Annotated in this window: 16 protein-coding genes, 1 tRNA gene and 1 pseudogene; 12 read left to right on the plus strand and 6 right to left on the minus strand. The window is 33.4% G+C overall.

Going from position 1 to position 23,757, the window contains the following annotated elements:
- Positions 1-45 precede the first annotated feature (45 nt).
- The 5 genes from OOK82_RS05520 (at position 46) to OOK82_RS05540 (ending at position 9,251) form a co-directional block, all read left to right on the plus strand.
- A complete protein-coding gene (locus OOK82_RS05520) occupies positions 46-1,473 on the plus strand; it encodes a sensor histidine kinase (protein WP_010403276.1) in 1,428 nt (475 codons plus the stop codon).
- Positions 1,474-1,649: 176 nt separating this feature from the next.
- Positions 1,650-2,387, plus strand: a complete 738-nt coding sequence (locus tag OOK82_RS05525; protein ID WP_010403278.1) for a WD_0702 family putative metalloprotease — start codon at positions 1,650-1,652, stop codon at positions 2,385-2,387.
- 71 nt (positions 2,388-2,458) lie between these two features.
- Positions 2,459-3,469: a tRNA (adenosine(37)-N6)-threonylcarbamoyltransferase complex transferase subunit TsaD gene (gene tsaD, locus OOK82_RS05530; protein ID WP_264686798.1), complete on the plus strand. Its 1,011-nt coding sequence runs from the start codon at positions 2,459-2,461 to the stop codon at positions 3,467-3,469.
- Between the two features lie 118 nt (positions 3,470-3,587).
- Positions 3,588-7,211, plus strand: coding sequence for an ankyrin repeat domain-containing protein (locus OOK82_RS05535; RefSeq protein ID WP_264704547.1), 3,624 nt, complete (start codon positions 3,588-3,590; stop codon positions 7,209-7,211).
- A 294-nt stretch (positions 7,212-7,505) separates the two neighbouring features.
- Positions 7,506-9,251, plus strand: a complete 1,746-nt coding sequence (locus OOK82_RS05540; protein WP_264704548.1) for a type I secretion system permease/ATPase — start codon at positions 7,506-7,508, stop codon at positions 9,249-9,251.
- Positions 9,252-9,344: 93 nt separating this feature from the next.
- Here the strand turns inward: OOK82_RS05540 and OOK82_RS05545 are convergent, their stop codons facing one another.
- The 3 genes from OOK82_RS05545 to OOK82_RS05555 form a co-directional block, all read right to left on the minus strand.
- Positions 9,345-10,106, minus strand: coding sequence for a hypothetical protein (locus OOK82_RS05545; RefSeq protein ID WP_019236771.1), 762 nt, complete (start codon positions 10,104-10,106; stop codon positions 9,345-9,347).
- Between the two features lie 57 nt (positions 10,107-10,163).
- Positions 10,164-11,426 carry a pyruvate dehydrogenase complex dihydrolipoamide acetyltransferase gene (locus OOK82_RS05550; protein ID WP_264686795.1) on the minus strand — a complete coding sequence of 421 codons (1,263 nt, stop codon included), beginning with the start codon at positions 11,424-11,426 and terminating at the stop codon, positions 10,164-10,166.
- Positions 11,427-11,710: 284 nt separating this feature from the next.
- Complete coding sequence (locus tag OOK82_RS05555; protein ID WP_010403296.1) at positions 11,711-12,205, minus strand: WBM0748 family T4SS-associated protein; 495 nt, start codon at positions 12,203-12,205, stop codon at positions 11,711-11,713.
- 236 nt (positions 12,206-12,441) lie between these two features.
- On the opposite strand from OOK82_RS05555, the pseudogene OOK82_RS05560 reads away from it, so the two are divergent.
- Positions 12,442-13,313, plus strand: a pseudogene (locus OOK82_RS05560) (hypothetical protein).
- Positions 13,314-13,437: 124 nt separating this feature from the next.
- Here OOK82_RS05560 and ftsH read toward each other — a convergent pair.
- The 3 genes from ftsH to OOK82_RS05580 all read right to left on the minus strand — a co-directional run bounded on the left by ftsH (position 13,438) and on the right by OOK82_RS05580 (position 17,400).
- On the minus strand, positions 13,438-15,267 hold the full coding sequence (ftsH, locus tag OOK82_RS05565) for an ATP-dependent zinc metalloprotease FtsH (protein WP_010406977.1): 1,830 nt from the start codon (positions 15,265-15,267) through the stop codon (positions 13,438-13,440).
- Positions 15,268-15,485: 218 nt separating this feature from the next.
- The gene (tilS, locus tag OOK82_RS05575; RefSeq protein WP_264704550.1) at positions 15,486-16,778 is read right to left on the minus strand and encodes a tRNA lysidine(34) synthetase TilS; all 1,293 of its coding nucleotides are present in this window, start codon (positions 16,776-16,778) and stop codon (positions 15,486-15,488) included.
- A 142-nt stretch (positions 16,779-16,920) separates the two neighbouring features.
- On the minus strand, positions 16,921-17,400 hold the full coding sequence (locus tag OOK82_RS05580; protein WP_017532347.1) for an OmpA family protein: 480 nt from the start codon (positions 17,398-17,400) through the stop codon (positions 16,921-16,923).
- A 274-nt stretch (positions 17,401-17,674) separates the two neighbouring features.
- Between OOK82_RS05580 and OOK82_RS05585 the strand changes: the two genes are divergently transcribed.
- The 6 genes from OOK82_RS05585 to OOK82_RS05610 all read left to right on the plus strand — a co-directional run bounded on the left by OOK82_RS05585 (position 17,675) and on the right by OOK82_RS05610 (position 23,690).
- Complete coding sequence (locus tag OOK82_RS05585; RefSeq protein WP_010403317.1) at positions 17,675-19,093, plus strand: gluzincin family metallopeptidase; 1,419 nt, start codon at positions 17,675-17,677, stop codon at positions 19,091-19,093.
- 20 nt (positions 19,094-19,113) lie between these two features.
- Positions 19,114-20,181 (plus strand): rod shape-determining protein, encoded by a 1,068-nt coding sequence (locus OOK82_RS05590; RefSeq protein ID WP_064085834.1) that lies wholly within the window; start codon positions 19,114-19,116, stop codon positions 20,179-20,181.
- Between the two features lie 227 nt (positions 20,182-20,408).
- Positions 20,409-21,521, plus strand: a complete 1,113-nt coding sequence (mnmA, locus tag OOK82_RS05595) for a tRNA 2-thiouridine(34) synthase MnmA (protein ID WP_264704661.1) — start codon at positions 20,409-20,411, stop codon at positions 21,519-21,521.
- A 112-nt stretch (positions 21,522-21,633) separates the two neighbouring features.
- Entirely contained in the window at positions 21,634-22,914 is a 1,281-nt protein-coding gene (locus OOK82_RS05600; protein WP_264704551.1) for a WD1261 family protein, read from the plus strand.
- A gap of 80 nt (positions 22,915-22,994) precedes the next feature.
- Complete coding sequence (ppa, locus tag OOK82_RS05605) at positions 22,995-23,501, plus strand: inorganic diphosphatase (protein ID WP_064085837.1); 507 nt, start codon at positions 22,995-22,997, stop codon at positions 23,499-23,501.
- Positions 23,502-23,599: 98 nt separating this feature from the next.
- A tRNA-Ser gene (locus OOK82_RS05610) sits at positions 23,600-23,690 on the plus strand.
- Positions 23,691-23,757 lie beyond the last annotated feature (67 nt).

Raw genomic sequence — 23,757 nt, forward strand, 5'->3', positions numbered from 1 at the left:
TTTTTATTAATACCATAAAAGACGTTATTTCACAATGAGAAGAATATGTATAAATTAAGTAAATTAATTTTTACTACACTAAAAACAAATAGATATACAAAAATTATCTCGCTATTCTTATTAATTTTTGTGGTTTTATTGGGCACAATATACCGCAGTTATTCATTAAAGAATAATTTTCTTTCTTTTTACCGTAATTCAAATGCAAACTTAAAAGATCTATTGGAAAATAGTATAATAAAAAAATATCATTATTTACTAATAGAAAAACATCATATTAAATATAACAGTTTTGATTACATAAACCAGTTGGTAAAATTGCGTGCTGAATTGTTACAATCAGTAAGCAAAGTAAGAAATTTTAGCTTAATACTGTATGATCAAAATGCCAGAGTAATTTTCAGTAATTTTAATACTCAAGGTCATGACTATGAGCAGTTGCTTACAAATGATGAAATTGATAAATTGCTAAGCAATCAAGAAATATTTTACGCTACAGGAAATACATTAACTTCTACTTTCCCTATATTTCATGAAGATGACATTAAGCCTTCATTTTTTTTGAAGATCATTCAAAGCTATAATGACTCTTATATTATGGTATATAGTCTATTTTCAATATTAATGGGCTTATTACTGGTTATCTTAATACTAATAATGCTTTATTTGCACTTTTCCAATACCCAAATGCTAGCCAAGCAGCATAAAACTAATATTGAATTACAAAGGGTTAAAGAGGCATTAGAGCAAGAAAATGCAAATAAGATAAAATTTTTTGCAAGTGTTACACATGAGTTGCGTACACCTCTTAATGCTATTATTGGATTTGCAAAGTTGATCAAAAATGAAACTTTAGGTTCGGTAGATCACTCTAAATACAAGGAATACGTAGACGATATATATAATGCTGGTACACATTTACTTGCTTTGATTAATGATGTGCTCGATTTTTCTAAAGCTGAATCAAGTAGTTTAACAGTAGAGAAAGTGAAGTTTAATCTGAATAAGATAATAGATTCGTGCTTAAAAATGTTATCACCTAAACTAAAAGAAACAGGTATTAGTTTAAAGAAAGAGATATCTGATAAACAATTATTAGTTATCGCCGATCCCAAAAGAATGAAGCAAGTTATAATAAATTTGTTATCAAATGCAATCAAGTTCACTCCTCAAGGTGGTTTAATAAGAATGATTATTAAAGAGAATATAGAAAAAAATTTATTAACTATTGAGTTTCATGATAATGGAATAGGGATAATGCAGCAGGACATATATAAAGTTATGTCCGTTTTTGGCCAAGCAGATTCGGGATATAGAAACGAAGGCACAGGTATCGGATTACCTCTAAGCAAGAAATTAGTAGAGTTAATGGGTGGGACTTTCAACATTCAAAGTGAAGCAAAACTTGGTACTACGATAACATTGAGCTTCTTTTATGAAGAGCAAACATGTGAAAAGTTGATTGATTTTTAGTAAAATATATTTGATATTGCACTTTTATATCTAGTACATTCCTAAGTCATACTGACGTGATACCTCTTGGCTAATAATAAGTAGCGGAATGTAAGTAAATTAAACTTTTTTAGCTATACTTCCTGAAAACACTTTATAATTCTTGAGCATAAAGAAAATTCCTTTAATAATGAAGCATGCTAATCAGGAACTTAATAAAACAAGCAACTCAAGTAGGAAATAGTGAAAACGTAATACAATATGTCAAATATCTCTATCAATTTGAGAAGTTTAGAAATACATTAAACCTCACTTTGTCACTAATAAAGCAAACTAGACTCTCGTTTGAAATATATCAAGAAGGATTAGTGGATATGGAAGAGGGAGTGTGTAAGACAATTCGTTCTTCTGGTTTAAATAAGTATGTTATTGTGCTAAGAAGGTCAAATCCTTACATCATAGTACATGAACTTTCACATATGGTTGAAAATGAACTGAACTTAAGCTTAGAGCAAGAATTTCTCTATAAAGTTTATCAGGATATTGAGCAGAACTTAAAGCAGTCAAATATTCTGGTACAAAAAATTATTGGTCAAATTATATTTAAGGAGATACAAGTTTACCAAACTCCAAAATCACGTGCGTCTGAGTTATTCGCACGCTATTTTGAGCTGTTTGCTTGGGCTCAGGAAGTTTATCCTAAAGATAAAGAATATCTAATTCGCACTCAAGATTTAAATAAAGTATTTCTTGCTACTAACCAATGGAAAAAGAGATGCCTGGATCCACAAATAATGAAGATAATAGATAAAGAAGTAAAGGAGTATAGCAATAAAACTGCCTTTAAAGATATAAACAAAGTACAAAGCAGTTGGACTAATAAATTTTCCTCTGGGAGTAAAAAAATTGGTTCTATATTTGGAGATGATAATTAGCTTAACAGAACAAAGTTCACTTCTTCAACATTTCAAGTTATAGTTCTCACAATTAAAGAGTTCAAATATATATGAAAACTATATTAGCTGTTGAAACAAGCTGTGATGAAACTGCAGCAGCAATTGTAAATAGTAATAAGCAAGTCCTTGCTCACGAAATTCTTTCTCAGGAAGAGCACAAAAAACGCGGTGGGGTAATACCTGAAATAGCGTCACGTGCTCATATGAAGCATTTAAGTGGTCTAGTAAAAAGCGCTATAGAAAAATCTAACCTTAACTTTTGTGATCTAGATGCAATTGCAGCAACATCAGGACCAGGACTCATAGGTGGACTAATAGTTGGTACAATGATGGCTAAAGCAATTTCGCATGTAGCACAAAAACCGTTTATTGCAGTTAATCACTTAGAGGCACACACATTAGTTATTAGGCTGCTATATGAGGTTAAATTTCCATTTCTAGTCCTACTTATATCGGGTGGCCATTGTCAATTTTTAATTGCACAGGATGTAGGTAAGTATATTAAACTTGGAAAAACACTTGATGACTCGCTGGGTGAAGCGTTTGATAAAATTGCTAAGATGCTGGATCTAAGCTATCCTGGAGGTCCATTGATTGAAGAGTTAGCTAAAAAAGGTGATGGTATGAGATTTAAGCTGCCAAGAGCAATGATAAAACGTTCTGGATGTGACTTCTCATTTTCTGGAATTAAAACAGCAGTAAAAAACTTAGTTAAAGAGCTTGCAATGAGCAAGCAAGATGTTTGCGATATGTGTGCTTCGCTTCAAGAGTGTATTAGCGACATATTACTCGATAGAGTCAGAAATGCTATTGATATCACTGCATCTTTAAATATTAAAATCAATGATTTTGTAATTACCGGTGGAGTTGCAGCAAATAATTTTCTGAAGGAGAGATTGAAAAAATACATAGATTTGAACGTGCTTTCTCCTCCAAGCAATTTATGTACAGACAATGCAGTGATGGTTGGATGGACAGGAATTGAAAGGTTACAGAGAAACTATGTAGACTCTCTTGACTTTGCACCAAGGCAAAAGTGGGAATTAGAAAAATATTACTAGCACAAAAAATTATCTACTATATAATGCGGCCGCTGGTGAATTTTTGTAGGCTTAAAAATTACAGTGGTATCTACTAAAGCCTTATTCACTACCGGCATTATTATTTATGAGGTACAGTATGTTCAAAAATAAATTTGACACAGTTACTAATGTTTTCAAAGCTAAATCTAGTACAAGCGCAAAGACACTCAGGTCGGGTTTATTTGTTTCGGTAAACGTTGGTATGGCCAAAGCAATTAGTAATATAGACCTCTCTTCATTACAAGGCAATTCAGAAGATAAAGTCAATAAGCAAGACCTAATAATCATATATGATTATATTAACAAAGTAACTCAAGAAGAAAACTATAATATATGTACTAATAATCTTGATTATATAAAAAGCAGGATTTTAGAAGAAAATATAAGTGATTCATTAGCTGAAAAATTTTGTCAAGATGGATGGAATATAATAAGTAATGATGGTTCTTCGCTATTAACAGTGGCTATTGAAAGAATTAGGGAAAGACAACAAAAGAAAAATAGGGATTGTGATATTAAAATGGCTGTATCTCTAATTCTTGGTATGAAGAAAGAATTGATTACAAAACTGGAGAATTTTGCAGATAGTAATGATAAAACACTTCTACATTATTTAGCTGAGTTGGGTAAAGAAGATATTTTACGTTTTGTGATAGAAAATTCTAATTTTGACATTGAAGAAGCATTAAGGAATAAAGATAGAGATGGCAAAACACCACTACACTATGCGGCTAAATCTGGTAATAAAGAATGCTTGAAAATTCTCATAGAAAATGAAGCAGATTTTAGTTGCACTACCAATAATAAAACTGAGTTACACTATGCTGCCAGAAGCGGAAGTCCTAACCTCCTAGAATATTTAAAAGAAATATTGACAGCAAAAGGAATTTTTGATAAGGAGAAAATTAAAACAGATAAATATGGAAATAACGCATTACACTATGCTGTGCAATCTGGAAATGCTGAGTGCATAAAATTCTTCATTGATAATCAAGTACAATTTTTAAAAAATAAATATAATGAGAATCCTTTTCATAAGATTGCAGGTAACTCAGAAACTCAAGAAAATGCCATAAATTTTCTTATAAAGCATCTAGAATTTTTAGGTAGACCAAACAGTAAAATTGATCAAGAAAATGTAGATGGTAACACCCCATTGCATATAGCTGCAAAACATGGAAATAAACAGCTAATAGAATTGTTTATTAAATCAGGTGCAAAAATTGTTCAGAATAAACAAGGTAACACCCCCTTACATATTGCTATTATACATGGTAATACATATTGTATAGAGCTATTTTATGAAAATATAGGAAATAGCATACTTCAATCCAAAGGTGAGTATGGAAGAGATCTTGTACATTTAGCTGCAATGTACGGGAAGTATGATTGTCTAACATTTTTACTCAATAAATTTCCTGATTACGATTTAAGTACAGAAACACGCAAAGGAAATATGGCCCTACACTTAGCTCTATCGAGTAATACAGAAACAGAACTAAGAAAAAAATGTGTGAGTCTATTAATAGACAGAAGCATGCAAGTAAATAAGAGTAATAATGAAGGAAACACCCCTTTACATTTTGCTGCCCAACTTGATTTATCGTTTTTAAGCATGATAGAAAAAAAGTTGGAAGAGAAGAAATTTGACGTTTATCAAGAGGTTTTGCGTGAGAATAGCAACGGTGACACCGTCTTTCATATGGCAGCACGTGTTGGTAATAAATCATGCCTTGAGCACCTTTTTAAAAAAGAGAGAGTGGGAGAAATATTAAGTAAGAAAAATAAGGATGGACAAACTTTACTACACTTATCTATCCTCAGTGGAAGAGTAGAATGCGTTAAGTATTTGGTAAAAAAAAGCCCAAAGGGTATTTTTTTAGAACAAGATACACAAAAAAAGTTGTTATTTGCAGCTATTTTGAGCGGCAATAAGGAATGTCTTGAATTTGTGTCAAAAGAACTTGTAGGTAAAAAGGTGGCTGCTAACATCAAAGTGTTATATGATGAAAATGACAATACACCGTTACACATGGCTGCTCTTGCCGACGACATAGGATTCTCTCAGTATGTTATTGAAAGTATTGCTAAGTCAATTATTAGGAACACAGTACCACTTTTTAACACAAACAGTCAAGGGCTTATACCTCTACATTTAGCTGCCATGAGCCTTAATGCTGAGTTAATAGAATATTTTATGACAGATAATCATTACCCCTATAATAAGAAAATGTTAAATGTTGTATCTAAATCTGGAAGAACAGCATTACACTATCTTGTAATGAGTGATAATGATTTTGAAAAAACTATAAATGAGGATTTTAAGCAAGGTCAATTTTTGAAAAAGTTGGTTTTAGAAAAGCGTAAACAAAATGAGCGCTTAAGGGAAAAAGCTATTAAAGCCTTATTCTACCTAACAATCAGCACCGGAGAGAAAACTGTAAATAAGAAGATAAATTTTGATATAAAGGATAATGCAAAAAAAACAGCTTTAGATTATGCTTTTAAACATGGCGACACAAATATCTTGAGGTTATTTTTAGATTTCTTTTATGAAATAAGGGAAAACAAAAAAAGGAAATATGATAGACTTAATATGGAAGATCAAGAAAGAAGCAAAAAGCTTCTAGACTACTATAATCTGGCCATGTCAATATCAAGTGTGATTATTTCTGTTTGCGTTAAGTATAATAATGCAGAACCTGAAAAGGAAGAAATTCTTACCTGGATTTCCATTGCATTTTCTTCGATATCATTTTTACTTATCTTATACAACTTAGTGATTGGCCTTCAAAAAGAACCTGTTAAACGTAAGATAGAAAACTATACTGAAAAAATGAACAGAATTGAAGAGGTTACAGGAAAGTTAGCTAAGACAAAAGTAGGGGATCATGATTTGGAGGAATACAACTCAATATTGGAACTATTAATAAAGAATGCAGAAGATATTTCACGATTGGAAAATGAACTTTACAAGTTTACGCATGAAACTAGATTAGAGAGTAAAGACAAACTCAATATTTCTCCTCAGAAAATGAGTAGGGGTGGTAGTGCAGTACCATGTTCGAATAATTCTTTAGAAGGTAGAAAAAGTTCACCTGTTTTGAATGATTTAACAGCAAAACTTAGTCTGTTTTCAAGACGCAACAGTAGAGTACAAAATACAATGGACAAGTTAGATAATCCATCATGTGTAATTACTATAAATGAGCATCCAGAAATTAAACCAAAAGCTCCGAAAAACAAATTCAAGAATGTTGCAACCAAGCTAAAAATAGGCAATATCTTTAGTAAGAAAAAAGAAGATCTTATTGCTTCATCAAGCTTATCAGAAGGTGCTAATCAAGAGAATATTACAAAAATGAATGAAGAAAACTGTGGGTTGATAAAACGATTTGGTGATACCAATGGGTATTCAACATTTTCGACTCCTTTTAATCCAAGCGGTTCAACCTCAAGAGAAGAGTGTGGTAACAATCATAGTGCAGCGCGTCATGTGAGTTATGGTAGTGCAAATAATTCTGTGAGTGATAAGGAAGTTAGTAAATCTCCATCTCTAATACTTTCTAACTTTGAGGAGGGGATTACTGTTGACTGTTTTAAATTCGAAAGATATAGACCAAGGTTATATTCAAGTCCATCTTGTGTGAGAAAAAGAGCAATTACAGCTAGATCATTGGAATATGTAATACTTCCTGATCATATAGAAAGAGGAAAATAGATGCAGATTGTAATCACTGACTCTGATAGCATCAACTTTCAGAGGAGTGATAGTAAGCATTATAGTAAACTGTCATTGAGTAGTAGATAAGGAAAACATAGAACAATTGGCAAGGCTATCGTATAAGATTATAGTAGAGAAGGAATTAGATAGTCTTGCTATAAAAAAGTTTATGTTTTCCTATTCGCATATGTTAACATTTTATTATATTAACGATAGGGTAAGGCAATAGCTGTTAATACTTTTGAAATAAAAGTTATATATGGTGCATATAGTTAAGTTAAAAGGAAGATTGTGGAAATTACTCCATCAATAAAAAAAGAATTAAAGCAAAGTATACTATACACTTGTCTAGAGAAATGCAAGAGTGCGTTTTGGTTCATTTTCTGGTTTAGTTCAGGGATTAATGCGTTGATGTTATTTTTGCCACTCTATACTTCTCAGGTACTTGATCGAGTGATATCGAGCGAGAGTGTATCAACATTAGTTATGCTGACGATTATTACTTTATCTGCGTTTGCATGTTCTGCAATGCTTGAAACTTGTCGATATTTAGCCATGGCAAAAATTGGCGACTGGATTGATAAAACTGCAACACCAGACCTAATAGTAAGGTCAATTAGGCTAACATCAGTACAAAGCTCAACTTCAAGTGGTGAAGCAATACGAGATCTTGGAGTAATAAAAAATTTCATTACAGGAAATGGTATATTTTCACTGTTCGATACTCCATGGTCGCTAATTTACCTTGTTGTGATCTTTATGATACATACCTCTACAGGGTTTATAGCTATTGCCGGGATCATTATATTAGTTTCAATGGCAGTATGGAATGAACTTGCCACTAAGCGTATATTGCGAGAAACCAATGAAGAAACTATACGCAATATTAATGCTATAGATGTTGCAACAAGAAACGCAGAGGTGGTTGAAGCTATGGGCATGTCAGAATTTATAGTTTCTGATTGGTGTAAACGGAATGATCAAAATCGTGCAATGCAAGTTACAGCGCAGAATCGTTCTAATGTGATTACTGGGATTACTAAGTTTTTACGCTCGACTCTCCAAATTTCAGTAATTGGAACAGGCGCATTACTTGCAATTACAGCTCACAAAACTGCCGGTAGTATCATTGCTGCCTCGATTTTGATGGGTAGAGTATTGGCTCCATTTGATGCAGCAGTTCATACTTGGAAATTTTTAAATCAAGCCAGAATGTCATATGAGAGGCTACAAAGACTTATACTAACATCCCCAAAAAGAGAGCAAACTATGGCTCTAACAGAGCCTGAAGGGAAGTTGGAATTTGATAGGGTATTTTTTACTCCTTATGGGAGCAATAAGCCAACAGTAAAAGGAATCTCATTTGTAATAGAACCAGGGGATGTTGTTGGTGTTATTGGTGCAAGTGCTTCTGGTAAGTCGACCATTGCAAAACTAACCGTTGGTGTTTGGAAACCCATATCAGGTGTAGTCAGACTAGATGGCGCTGATGTATATACTTGGAATCGAGAGAACTTTGGTAATTATGTTGGTTACTTACCTCAAGATATTGAGTTATTTAACACGAGCGTTAAAGCTAATATTGCCCGCATGAGACCAGATCCAAATCCTGAAGAAATAATCAAAGCAGCAAAAATTGCAGGAATACATGAATTAATACTGAGCTTACCAAATGGGTATGATACAACAATAGGAGGACCTGGAGGAGTAATACTCTCTGGTGGCCAAAAACAGCTTCTTGGACTTGCAAGGGCTTTCTATGGTAATACTAAGCTTTTAGTGCTTGATGAACCGAATGCTAACTTAGACAGTAATGGAGAGGCGCGCTTGATTAATGCAATCAATGTTGCAAGAGAGCAAAATACTACCACTGTTATCATCACTCATAAGCTACAGCTACTATCTGTAGTCAATACAGTGATCGTCATGTCAGATGGGGTTATTTATGCTATGGGACCAAAAGATGAGATTTTGAGTAGATTAGTTGCTCCATCACCAGATGCTACAGAAGATAAACGTTCTTCAGCAAGTGGTTAAGAAAGAGAGAAGTTGTCACACTTCTCTTATAGAGTACTATATGCACAGTTTATAAAATCTTAAGCAATTGTTATTCGAAAAATCCAATAATGATTAGCCACGGAACCTATTTGCTAATTCTCTCACATTAACCTTAGACATTTCTGATGTAGGCTCTTGTGTATATGAGACATCAGATTTAACGCCTTTTTTGTCATGACCTTTAGTAATAGAACATACTACAGTATCAGCCTTTACATGCTTAACACTTGGATCTGATTGAAACCCATGCTTTCTTTCCATTTGTGCTTCAAGCTTACTGCTATCATGTGTAACCCTACACCTTTCTAGATTACGGTCACGTTTGTCAGGAGCTACATATCCATCTATATCACTACATAAGAACGGGCGCACTTTGAACCTGTCTGAACTAACACCATTTTCAACACTTGCAGAATTATGAGCTTTTCTATTATTGCGCATTTTATCTACAGCTTCCTTTATTTTTTCTTTTGATGGTTTTGGCAGCAGTGCTGGCTTATATGCACATGCTGGTAGTTCTGGAAATGAGTCCTCCTGAAACAGCAAATGACTTTGGTTTCTCTTACTATCTGATTCTTCAATATTCTTTATTGGTGTCTTGAAAGAGTTTTCATTTTTCTTTCTTAGATCTAACTCATTTAATCCGCTTCCAACATTATTTTTTCTTGTTGTAGTGTGAATAACACCTGGAAGTTTCACTTCATACTTAAATTTTTTACCAATGGTATCTATTGACTCATTAGATGAGGAATCTATTTGAAACCTATCGTTTGAAAATTTTGATTTTGTAGCATCAAAAGATATACTACGTTTTTCTATCTTTTTATCAGTCATATTTTACCTCTAAACCTATTAACTAACAAAAGTATAAACTAAGAGGTATTAATTTTATTATAATAATAAAGGCTCAAGAAGCATCACCGTAGGGTTTTCTATATAGTACTTAAAGGCATTTAAAAATTTTGCTCCGAGTGCTCCATCAACTGCTCTGTGGTCAACAGAGAGAGTAACTGTCATTACCTCTGCTATCTCTATTTTTTCACTTATGACAACTGGTTGTTTTTTAGATGCGCCGACAGCCATAATGCAAGACTGTGGTGGATTGATTATAGCACTGAAAGTTTTTATACCAAACATGCCTAAATTAGAAATGGTAAACCCTCCTCCTTGAAATTCTTCAGGCCTTAATTTTCCAGATCGTGCTCTATTTACTAAATCTTTCACTTCTTTTGATATAGATAAAACACTTTTTTCATCAGCATTTTTTACTATAGGAGTAATAAGTCCATCCTCAAGCGCTACAGCAATTGAGATATCTATATTTGAATATTTTACTATCTTAGTATCTATCCACGATGAGTTTATGTCAGGAAATTTTTTCATGCTGAAAGCCACAGCTTTTATAATTAAGTCATTAATTGTTACTTTATTGTTCTCATTTGCTGAATTAACCTCATTTTTGAGCGATATTAGCTTATCAACGTGGCAGTCTACAGTTAAATAAAAGTGTGGAATATTTTGCTTAGATTCAACTAGGCGCTGCGCTATCACTTGGCGCATATTACTTACTTCAACTGTTGTATTTTCCTCAAATCTCTCATAGCTTTTAGTTTGATCTAAAAATTCTAATACATCAGCTTTGATGATACGACCATATGGACCTGTACCTTTTAATCGCTTTATATCAACACCTTCATTTTGAGCTATTTTTTTAGCTAAGGGACTTACTTTTATTCTATTTTCTGTTGCTCTATCCTCTTTTTTAGATCCCAGTGTCACGCACTGGGATGACATTGAAGAGCTAGATGAAATCGAAGGGTTGGATGATACTGAAAAATCGGCTTCAACCTCCTTCTCAACCTTGGTATTGATGGCAGAAGCTAAATCAAGTGCGCTTTTATCTTCCCCTTCCTCTAACATTAGAGCTATCAGTTGATTTACAGGCACACCACTTGTTCCTTCCGACACTAAAATTTTTGCTAAAACTCCTTCATCGACAGATTCAAACTCCATTATGGCTTTATCAGTCTCAATTTCAGCGATTACATCACCTATTTCAACTTTATCTTGTTCTTTTTTACACCACTTTACAATTTTCCCTCCAGTTTGACTCATTGTTGGGGAAAGAGCGGGCATCAATATTTCTATAGGCATTTATTCTGCATTAAAAGATCTATTTAATTTTTAATTTACTCTTTACCCTATGTCAATCTAATCGTAAATCATGATACTTATATCATCCTAGTACGTGATGCTGGAATCTTGGTTGACTACTGTTATCCTACTATTTCTATTGCTTAGTCCTAGACAGAGTACAAATAGTAAGATCATCATGAAAATAGACGAATCTGTTATAATGGAAATAGAAAAATGTAGTGCTTACTATCCTCTCACAAACATATAGCTTGGGTACAGAAAAAATTTATATGAGGAGCTGGTTAAATTGATAAAAGATCAGAATTAATAGTAGTTTCCGAATCTTCTGTAGCAGGTTCTTCATGTGAAGCAGAGGACAGACTAACTTCTTTATCCTCTGTTCTCTGTATAGAACTACCACAAAAACTCCTTAACATCTCTTCAGCAGATGAATTTAAAATCTGTATAATAGACTTTTCACTTTGTTCTTTCAGCGATTGATCCATCTTAGAAATCAACTCGGAAAATTCACTACCTTCTTTTCTAGCTTCACTTTCTATCTTATTTTTTATGCTTTCTATATTACTTTGGTTAATTTCTTCTTTCGTTATGTTAAATGAATTAGCAATACCTTGATACTTAATCTCACAATCGCCACAGCCAACTATGCAAAGAGCAATAGAATCGGATATTTCACCTGCAGCCGAATTATGGATAGTGTAAGCTAAGCAATTGTCATGATATTTAATGCCAAGCTGTTGCTCTATCAATTCAGAAATTTCATTTTTTAAAGACATAAAGTACCTCCTTCTTACATTACTGTACCTTCTGATTAAAGTACAACAGCTGCTCCTAAATAGCAATCCATATATGGTTTACTTTAATAAATTATTAAAGTAAGAAGCTTTTACATCCTAAAACATAACTGAGATAAGCCAATGTAAAAAAATTTTTAAACGAGAATTATTGTATATATATTACTTATTTGGTAAAATTATTTTGGCAAAATAGCATATAAAAGTTGAGGCTAATTATGAATATTAAAGAACGAAAGGATTTACAACAGGAGTTATTAGGAATTGTTTTCAATATACTCATAGAAAGTGAAGATAGCGCCATAGAAGCTATGGAAACAAGAGCAGTAGAGATAATTAAAAAACTAAAGGAACACATTAATGATTATATAGAGTATGGTGGTCAAAAAAAGCCAATTTTAGATTGGGTTATTGTTTGTGATTCTCAGAATAATGTCAGACTAAATAACAAGTCGCTATTAAAATTTGAGAAGGCAATTAAGGATATTGGAGGAAGAGCACCGCTAAATGAAATAAAAAGTACAATAAGGTTATTAGTAGAACAAGCACAGCTAAATCATGTTAGAATTAGAGGTGAGAGAGAAGTACCACTAAACCTCTTTGAGGAAAACATAATAATGAGAGAGCGAAGAAGGGCAAGAGAACAACAAATGCGGCCAAATTTTATTAGAGAAAGAGAAGCGTCATTGAATCTCTTTGGAAACAGGGATGAAAATGTAATAATGAGAGGACAAATGAGGTCACGCTATATTAGGCGTATTAGACGTGAAAGAGAAGTACCACTTAGTTCAAAAATAGGAGAATTAATTGGTGTAGTTTCATCCATAATTGTAGGTGCTTTCATTGGTATAATGGTTGGTATGGTCATTGCTGGTTTATGTATTGAGCTTTGTGTAAAATCACCACTGCAGAACCGATTCTTCTCATCATGGGTGCTACTGCTGTTATAGGAGCTATTGTAGCAGGAACTGCTCCTGTATTAAAGCTAATAGAGATGTTTAAAGGTCAAGAACCTAATCTTTCTCCTAGTAGCGGTCTGGAAAGCTCTAATACTGAACATACTTATTTAAATAGGCAAAGAGTTATTTAGAAAAAAATTGGAAGAATGTTCAAAAAAGTCCATTTATAAAATACATCGGCTTAACTATGATCTTATAACTTAAGCTAATTAATTAAAAATTTTTGTTTTAGCGGTTAAATAAAGCCAGATCTTATTAGAGAGAGGATCTTCTTATCTCTTCTTTACCTTCATTTTCATTTCTAACAATTTTTTTTCCACTTAATATGTCTCTTATTTCATCTCCTGTTAAAGTTTCAAACTCCAGTAGATTTTCAGCAATGAGCTCCAAGTCTTTCCTACGCTTGGTTAAAATGTCTTTTGCTTTTTCATAGCAAGAAAATACGACTTTCTTTACTTCCTCATCTATAAGTCTTAACGTATCTTCAGAAATTGTCTCAGAATCATGTGTGATTTGTTCGCGATTATGATAGATCGGACCTATTTTGTCGCTCATTCCCCATTTTGTCACCATAGAACGTGATAAATCTGATGCTAGTTTTATATCTGAAGATGCACCGCTTGTGACTTTATCATAGCCAAAAATTAGCTCTTCTGCCACACGTCCACCCATTGCAACAGTTATATCTGCTAGCATCTTTTCTCTTGTGAGGGACACTCTATCTGTTTCTGGTAGTCTCATAACTAAACCGAGTGCTCTACCACGTGGAATAATTGTTGCTTTGTGTATAGGATCAGAAGCAGGCATATTAACTGAAACTACTGCATGACCAGCTTCATGGTAAGCAGTAAGCTTTTTTTCTTCTTCTGTAATGACTAAGGACCTTCTTTCCATGCCCATCATCACTTTATCACGTGCATACTCAAAATCATCCATGGTAACAATTTTCTTATTTCTTCTTGCAGCAATAAGCGCAGACTCATTCACTAAATTTGCTAGATCAGCCCCTGAAAAACCTGGCGTTCCCCTCGCAACTGTTTTTACGTTTACATCTGGTGCTATCGATATTTTCTTTATATGCGTATTTAATATTCTCTCACGTCCATTTATATCAGGTAAAGAAATAGTAATCTGTCGGTCAAAACGACCAGGTCTAAGTAGTGCTGGATCTAGGACGTCTGGACGGTTAGTTGCAGCAATTATTATCACACCTTCATTAGACTCGAAACCATCCATCTCAACCAGTAACTGGTTTAATGTTTGTTCCCTTTCGTCGTTACCGCCACCAAGACCGATGCCGCGATGCCTACCTACTGCATCTATTTCGTCTATGAAAATTATACAAGGAGCATTTTTCTTACCTTGATCAAACATATCCCGGACACGGCTTGCACCAACACCGACAAACATTTCAACGAAATCAGATCCAGAAATACTAAAAAACGGTACATTAGCTTCACCTGCAATTGCACGAGCAAGTAGAGTTTTACCAGTTCCAGGGGAACCAATTAAAAGGCATCCTTTTGGTATCTTCCCACCTAACACTTGAAATTTTTGCCTTTGTTTAAGAAAATCAACAATTTCAACCAACTCTTCTTTTGCTTCATCAATCCCAGCAACATCATCAAATGTCACTTTTTTTCCAGTAGTCATAAGCCTAGCTTTTGATTTGCCAAAGCTTATAGTTCTATTACCTCCTGCTTGCGTTTGTTTAAAAAGGAAAAGTAATAAACCGATAAAGATAAGGGTCGGAACCCATTGAATAAGTAATCCACCAATTATACCTATTGCAGAGTCTCCAATTGAAAAGGAGAACTTCACTTTCCTATCATGCAAACTTTTTATTAAGTCACTATATATAACACCACTTGAGTTAAAGGCTGACCCATCCCTAAACTTCCCTTCGATACTTTGGTTTCTTATTGTAATATTTTCTATATCATTATCTTCTAGTCTAGTTAAAAATTCTGAAAAAGGTATGGTTGTTTTACTCTTACCTATACTTCCGCTAAATTGAATATAAGCAACTGAAATAAGAACAATAATCACTAACCAGATCAATAAGCCTTCTAAAAATTTTTTCATTTACATTTCTAATTAAACACTAATCAAGCTTACCAAATTTTGTTTTATCGTGCTATTAATAATGCATCGAATCTTATCATCACCGTATTTCTCCGTTATAATTTACATCAGGATAAGCAACCACCTTTCCATTTTTTTCACTGTTGGAAAAGAGTAGTAAACTTTAGAAAAATAATTACAAATTTAAAAAATCTTGCCCCACTCATTGTAATCCTTAATTAAATATCAGTTAACTTTAGCAAATTTTCCTTTATTATACTAGAAATAAAATATTTAATCTCATCATCACTAGTGCTCTTACTATTATGTTTCATACATGGATAAGCAAGCATCTTTCCATCTTTTTGTACTGTAGGCAAAGAATAGTAAACTTCAGAGCAATAATCATAATTTTTTAGAAATTCAGGGATTTTTTGTGTTTTTTTTAGCGGAGCAATAGTTACTGAACACTCCTGATCTCCAAATATTGTGCAGCTAAACCTGTTATCCCATTCAATAGAACCATTTAATGGTAAGTGTACAGTAATTTCCTGTATATTTGACGATTCTCTCATTATCAAAATACTTTCTCCATATTTTCTTATTTTGCATCCATAGAGTGTGCAATTAACATCACTATTTTGTTGCAATATTCTATTAAATATTGCGATAAGGCTACGGCACCTTGGTTTATAGTGCTTGTTGACAATTGCCATTATAGAATAAAGAAGAAGCCTTAAAGCTATTTCCTCTGGCAGTTTATAAAGTTCATCTAGTTTAATTTCAATATAACCAAGATCATGAATATTAACGCAGTCATTAAGTGCAAGGCGTGTGTAGTGCATCAACGCTTTTGCAGCTCTTTTCATATGAAGGGCTGTGAGGCATATTCGCTCTGTTAAAATCTCTTGATTGTCACTTGCTTTCAGTAAGTTACGGTATAAAGTTCGTCTGTATTTTAAGTCATAATTGCTTCTATCTTCGATCCATTTTAACCGGTGAAGATTAGCGTACTTTTCTATTTCACTACGACTAAAATTTAACAACGGCCTAAATATATAAATACCATTTAAGAAAGATTTGTAATCCATTGATGATAATCCATCTACTCCACTACCTCGCTCCAATCTTAATAAGAACGTTTCTGCTTGATCATCTTTGTGATGAGCAACGAGCAAACATTTAACATTATTGTTTTTACACCACTCTGCTAGTAACTTATATCGTGCTTTTCGTGCCTGTAACTGAATATTACCTTTAATATTTTGCTTCTCCCAATTTAATATGAACGATTCCTTTGCTCCAAGTTCTTTTGCATAACTTATAACAAAATCAGCTTCTTTTTGAGACTCTGAACGTAACCCATGATTTACTGTTAATGCTATAGGAAGTGAAAGCTTGTTTTTTTTTGCCCAGTTAGTCATTAAATGCAGTAAGACTATACTATCTACACCACCTGATACTGCAACTGCGATTTGGTTATGGAAAGCAAAACTATTAGCTATATTTTGAAATAATAACTCTAATTTCATTATGTTTCTTGATGGCCAGATAGTCTCTACGTCATACAGCGACTTATTTGTGGTATATATAGATCCCGCTAACAAGCAGCGGAATTGCTCTCTTTTGTCATCCCAGTGCTTGACACTGGGATCCAGGTTTTAATGCAAGAAACTACTTCTTTATTCCAGAAAATGAAAATTCCACTCTACGATTTTTAGCATGCTCTTTTTCATATTTGGAATTTCTAGAATCATCTTTTACATTAACCAAAGGCTCAGTTTCACCTTTAGAAGCAGTTTTTATTCTATTTTCTAGATAAGGTGTACAGCTGACCATAAATTTTTTAGCTGCATCTGCTCGTCTAGCTCCTAGTGCAAGATTATACTCGTGAGAACCACGATTGTCAGTATGACCAGTTAAAGTGACCTTTGCGTCAGGATTATTTTGTAACACTTCCATCACGTCAAGTAATGCATCTGCACTCACTTCACCGATACTAGATTCATCATAACCAAAGAAAACTCTTTTATCACCTATCTGCTTAACAACAGCATTCATTTTATTTGTTGTATTTACTCCTTTTTTAGGGCAAGAACTTACACCAGTAAGCAGTAAACAAAAACAACACATTATAATCAGTCTACTCCACATCACTAAACCTCCATAAATTTAAAATATAGTGCGTAATTTTAATTTTAGTACTAATAATCCCTCTATACTAGAATAGAGTCAAGGGAAATAAAATACTAAATGTTTTCTTTACAATCTTATAATTAATTTTCTGATAAGATGCTCAATTCTTAGCAATAAAGTACAATAAAAGAATAAAAATACAATTTTTTATTGTACTTTAAGCAAATATACTTTTAACTTTATTATTAATCTATTACGATATTAAGCAGATGTTTCAAAGCAATGAATAAAAATGAGATCTTATAAGTTTTTAGAGGAAGTATTACATAAGGTAAGGAATATCGAAAACACACTAAAACTACTAAGCAAAAGCCAATTGAATGTAGAGGACAAAGTTGAACAAATGTGTCTTCTAGAGGAAATCAGACATGAAATTATCTCTCATGATGCAATAAAGGAATCATTAGCGAATGCTCTTAGGAATAAAAAGAGTGCTAATATTCAGCAGCTAAAGTTAATAGAGGGGATACACAAAAGCAGCAGTGCTATTCCTGTTGATTTAGTAAAATCTTTGTCCAAAGCTAAGATTGAATGCCAAAACTTATGGAGGCTAACTAATTCTGAAATTAGTAACTTAGAAAAGCTGAAAGAATGCTTTACTAACCTAATTAAGCTTACTCGTGAAGCAGCTTCTATAAAATCGCAGCAATTAAAGCGCTCAAACTATGAGTCATTGCTTGCTGACTATGACTCTAATATCACAGAAAAGAACATAAAGGAAATATTTCCTAAGCTAGGTAAATTTTTTAGTGAAAATGTAGAGAAAGTAACTCAAAAGCAGAAGAAGGATAAGGTTACTAATATACAAAAAGTTACGGTTCAGAGACAGATTGAACTTGGTTCCTTATTCTTACAGCAAATGAGTGTTACACCAAATGAGATTTCCATTTCTTATTACGATCCTATCGATTATGATGAATCTGACCTTTGTTATGGTTTATTTTTACTTTTACGGCATACTGGTTATGCAATTCATCAAAAATGTTTAGCGCAAAATTCTATAAAGAGCTCAATTACGAAACATATTATGTATGAAACTCAAGGGTTATTCATGGAAAGGATCATTGGAACATCCAGAGAATTTATTGAGTTCATTCAACCACACATAAAGGAGAAACTTTCTACAAAAGGCAAAATTAATAGTAGTGTTGAAAATTTGTATTTGATTTTCAATAAAGTAAATCTTTCATCTTTTTTGAAGAATGCGGATGAATTTAGTTTATTGGCTCACATTATGCTAAGAACTAAATTAGAACAAGATCTAATAAATGGTACGTTAGAAGTTAAAGATCTACACGATAAATGGTTGGAAGGTATGAAGCATTACAAGATTTCAGTAAAAGCTAAAAATGAGCTAGACACTTATTTTCAAGATGAGTATTGGATAAGTGGTGTTATAGGCTACTTTCCTATTAAAGTCATAGCGTTAATCGCTGCTGTGCAGTTTTTTTCTTTCATTAAGAAAAATCATTACGAATTTTTAGATTCTATAGTAAAAGGAGATTTCAGTTTACTTATCGATTGGTTCTCTAAAAATGTATATAGTGCAAATTATGGCTTTTTGGAACAGCTAAAAAAGGTAACAGGTAGGGATTTAGATATTGAGTGCTACACTAGTTACTTATCTGAAAAGTATAATTTGTCTCAATAAATGGTTTTCTTGAGTTGTGTATGAGTTTTGTTCAGAATTTAATCAGAAATTTTTTTACTTTCAAAGGTTTATTTGCTAGCGATATTGCTATAGATCTTGGTACTGCAAATACTTTAGTTTATCAGAAAAGTCAGGGGATAGTGCTTGATGAACCCTCAGTTGTAGCAAGAGTAAAAGAAAAAGGAAGTTACGTTCCTTATGCTTTTGGCAAAAAAGCTAAGATGATGCTCGGAAAAACACCTGGAGAAATAGAAGCGATAAGGCCCTTGAAAGACGGAGTTATTGCTGATTTTAAAAGCGCGGAAGAAATGTTAAAATATTTCATACGCAGCGCAAACACAAGATTCACTGTTAATAAGCCTAATATTATCATATGTGTTCCATCTGGATCTACCCCAGTTGAAAGGCGTGCTATACAAGATGCAGCAGAAAGTGCTGGTGCAAATGAAGTATTCTTAATTGAAGAACCAATGGCTGCAGCAATTGGGGCTGGACTTCCAGTTACCGAACCTGAAGGTTCTATGATTGTTGACATAGGAGGTGGTACAACTGAAGTTGCAATTATTTCTTTAGGTGGAATTGTTTATTCACGTTCTGCCAGAGTAGGTGGCGATATTATGGATGAGGCAATAAAGTCATACATTCGTGAAAATCATAAGTTATTGATTGGCGAAACAACTGCTGAAAAAATTAAGAAAAACGTCGGTTCAGCCAGTCTGCCAGTTGAAAACAACAAAGAGGGAATGATAATTAAAGGCAGGGATTTAGTGAGTGGTATGCCAAAAGAAATGCTTTTATCAGAATATCAAGTTGCAGAGAGCCTAATAGAGCCTGTACATCAGATAATTTCTGCTATTAGAACTGCACTGGAGAGTACTCCACCTGAACTTTCTTCTGATATAGTTGATAGAGGAATAATTTTATCTGGTGGAGGTGGGTTATTGCGCAACTTGAGTAAAGTTATTAGTGAAACAACAAAATTACCAGTTCGTGTTGCAGATGATCCACTTTGTTGTGTTGCCCTGGGTAGCGGAAAAGTACTTGAAAACATGGACTATTTTGGCCATGTTTTATTCAAGCAAGATTAAATTGTTTTTGAATGCAGTTTATCGAATTGTTTTGATGGAATTATGTAATATAAATGAGATCCCAGTGTCACGCACCAAGTAATTTAAAGGCAACTTCCAGCAGGAAGGGGTGTCATCCCAGCGCTTGACACTGGAACATGACTACAAATAAGTACGCTGTTTCGATGAAATTGTGTAATAGAAACTGGATTCCAGCGCTTGACACCAGGTTTGTGTTTATAAATTATATGCTAAAAGAATTTGAAATTGAACCTTTATTAAAAGATAAAGCTCCGCATCAAACTAAGGCTATTGTTGCAATGTCCGGGGGAGTTGATAGCTCCGTTGCTGCAGCACTGCTGTATAACCTTGGGTACGAAGTGATAGGTGTGACTCTTCAGCTATATGGCACTGATGGCAATGCTAATGCAAGAAAAGGTGCATGCTGCGCTGGACAAGATATTTATGACGCCAAACGCGTAGCTGAAAATGTTGGCTTTCCTCATTATATTTTAAATTACGAAGAAACATTTAAAAAGGAAGTAATAGAAGATTTTGCGAATACTTACATGCGTGGGGAAACCCCCATACCATGTGTAAGATGTAACCAAACAGTAAAATTCCGTGATCTATTGCAAGTCACAAAAAATCTTGGTGCGGATGTGCTCGTAACAGGACATTACGTAAGAAGATTAGAAGAAAATGGTGAGGTAAAGTTGTGCAGAAGTATTGATAAAAGTAAAGATCAAAGTTATTTTTTGTTTGCTACAACTGAGGAGCAGTTAAAGCTTTTGCGATTTCCACTAGGTGGGTTCTATAAAAGTGATATAAGAAAATTAGCAAAATATTTTAGCTTACAAATCTCTGAAAAGCCGGATAGTCAAGATATATGCTTTGTTTCCGAAAGCTATAGTAAAACAATAGCTAAATTAGTTCCACAATCTGTACAGAAAGGTAAAATAGTAGATATTCATGGAAAAGTGCTAGGTGAGCACAGCGGCATAGTAAATTTTACAGTGGGCCAGAGAAGAGGCCTCTGCATTGCACACAGTGAGCCTCTTTATGTAATAAGAATTAATACAGAAAATAATGAGGTTGTAGTGGGTCCAATCAATGCGCTCATGCAAAAAAAGATATTGGTCAAAGAGTTAAATTGGTTAGAACAACCAAAAGAAGGCATGGAAGTAACTGTGAAGCTTAGGTCATCACATGCAGGAAGCTTAGCGACAATATATTCAACTGACGAAAAGAACAAAGCCTGTGTAATTTTAAACGACGATTACTTTGGCATCAGTCCAGGTCAAGCCTGTGTAGCATATAAGGGCGAACAAGTTATAGGTGGAGGTTGGATATGCTCCTAACTTGGTGGTTTAATTTTTTAATGCAGAATGTAAACATACAATAAAATTTATTGCTGTTTTATCCTATATTCTTTATACTATAAAGATAATTATTATATTGTGGACTAGAGGGATGGTTAAAGAAGTTGAAGAGTTAATAAAAATTGTTGGTAAGGGCAATTTACTAGAGGCCGCATTTATTCGTTTGGGCAGTTTTCAACATGCTGACTTACATCATTGCATGGATTGCAGAAATCATATAGGTCTATCCGAATTCATTAATAAAAAAGAACAAGAGCCATTAGATAAATATTTTAACTTAAAATTTAGTCTACAAGGATTGTTTTTAATTTATGTTCAAGCTTATAGAGTTCTTGCAGAAAATGCTCAGTTCAATACTCAAGAAGTAATTGATAAAATATATGCTGCAGTTGAAAGTAAAAAAATACCTACTCTTTGTGACACTTCGAAGAAACTGCTAAGGGAAATTGTAGATCAAGTAGAATTGACAGAAGATCAAAAAAAACTAAAGCTTTTTAATATTCTAGCAAATCCGAAAGGTGAAGCTCTATTTAACAATAATGATGACTTTGAGAAACAAGTACTCAATAATGTTAAAAAGTTACTCAAAATAAGCTATGCAAATGAATTTGATAAAGAGTTTAGCTTATGTAAAGAGGTAATAAATCATTATTACTCGATTTACAGTATAAAAATAGATAAAGACATAGCATTACTATTTTCTAGTTATGGTATATTTTCTACATGTACTGGAAATGGAGATATTTTATCACTCAATCAATATATTAATGAGAAAGCTAGAGTAATCAACACACCACTGTATTACAGTTACATCTTACAGTTAATAAACGTATTAAGAAAAATTGAGTTACCGTATAGAAATGGATTCACCAAGTATACACTTAATTATAGAGGTATAAGTGAATTGAACGGGACATTTACAGCTGCAAGAGAGCAAGACAGTCAAGATTCTCTATATCCTAAAAATATCAAACGTACTCTAGAGCAACTACTAAAAAACCAAAATAGTGATGCATTTGAACAATTAGTAACAAACCCTGAGAATACGTATTACTCAGTGCCACAAAGTGAATGCAGACTAAACTCTACTATCAGTAACAAAAAAAACAAAAATCATAAAAACACATTTTGTAAATTAGCTTTAGGTATGTTTGTATTGTCTGTTGGATTATATGCTACCGATTATTTCTTTATGGAGCAAAATTTGTTTAACTCAATGAGCCCACAAACTAATCTAATAATTGCTGCAGTACTGACTATTGTAGTAGTATATGCTTTATTTCAACTACTGAAATCACCTCAAGAACCGCCACATTCAACGTTCAACAGTGCAACTATTAATGGTTTTACAAATGGTCCTATGCAACCATAAACCTCTACTTATGAATGATAAATGTAGCACTTTTAAAGTGTATGCTATATAATATCTTCTCTTGAATAACGAGGTAATCCATGGATTTAAGCAAAATAACAACAAAACCAGATGAAATAAATGTAGTAATTGAAATAGGCGCAAATGCTGAACCCGTAAAGTATGAATTTAATAAAGAGCTCGGATTATTACAAGTTGACAGATTTTTGTCTACCTCAATGACTTATCCTTGCAATTATGGATTTGTACCAAATACCTGCGCAGGTGATGGTGACCCTGCGGATGTTTTGGTGCTAACTCAATTTCCTTTAGCGCCTGGAGTTTTGATATCGGTGCGTCCAGTAGGTGCATTACTTACCAAAGATGAAAAAGGAGAGGATGAAAAAATATTAGCTGTACCTATCTCCAGTGTTGATAGCTATTATGACAATATAAAGAACTATTCTGACTTACCTAAAAATCTACTAGATAAAATTGCTCATTTCTTTTCTCATTATAAAGATTTAGAAAAGGGAAAAACGGTAACAGTTGGAGAATGGGCTGATGTGGAAAAAGCAAAAAAAATCATTGAAAAAAGTAGAAATTAGTTTGCATTAGAGCTGCTCAGAAAAATATTGTTGTTTTTTATGTTGCGGTTAAAAGCATTAGACAGGCAGTAAAGGTCTTGATATTATAGTAATAATTTGGAAGGGTGGCCGAGCGGCTGAAGGCGGCGGTTTGCTAAACCGTTATACGATTGAAAAGTCGTATCGAGGGTTCGAATCCCTCTCCTTCCGTATATTATTGTTTAGGTATTCATTAAAGTAATTTCACCCTCTTTTTTAATTATTAAAAAGTTAGCTA

It is taken from the genome of Wolbachia endosymbiont (group B) of Apotomis betuletana (assembly GCF_947250475.1).
In the GTDB taxonomy this organism is placed as follows: Bacteria; Pseudomonadota; Alphaproteobacteria; order Rickettsiales; family Anaplasmataceae; genus Wolbachia.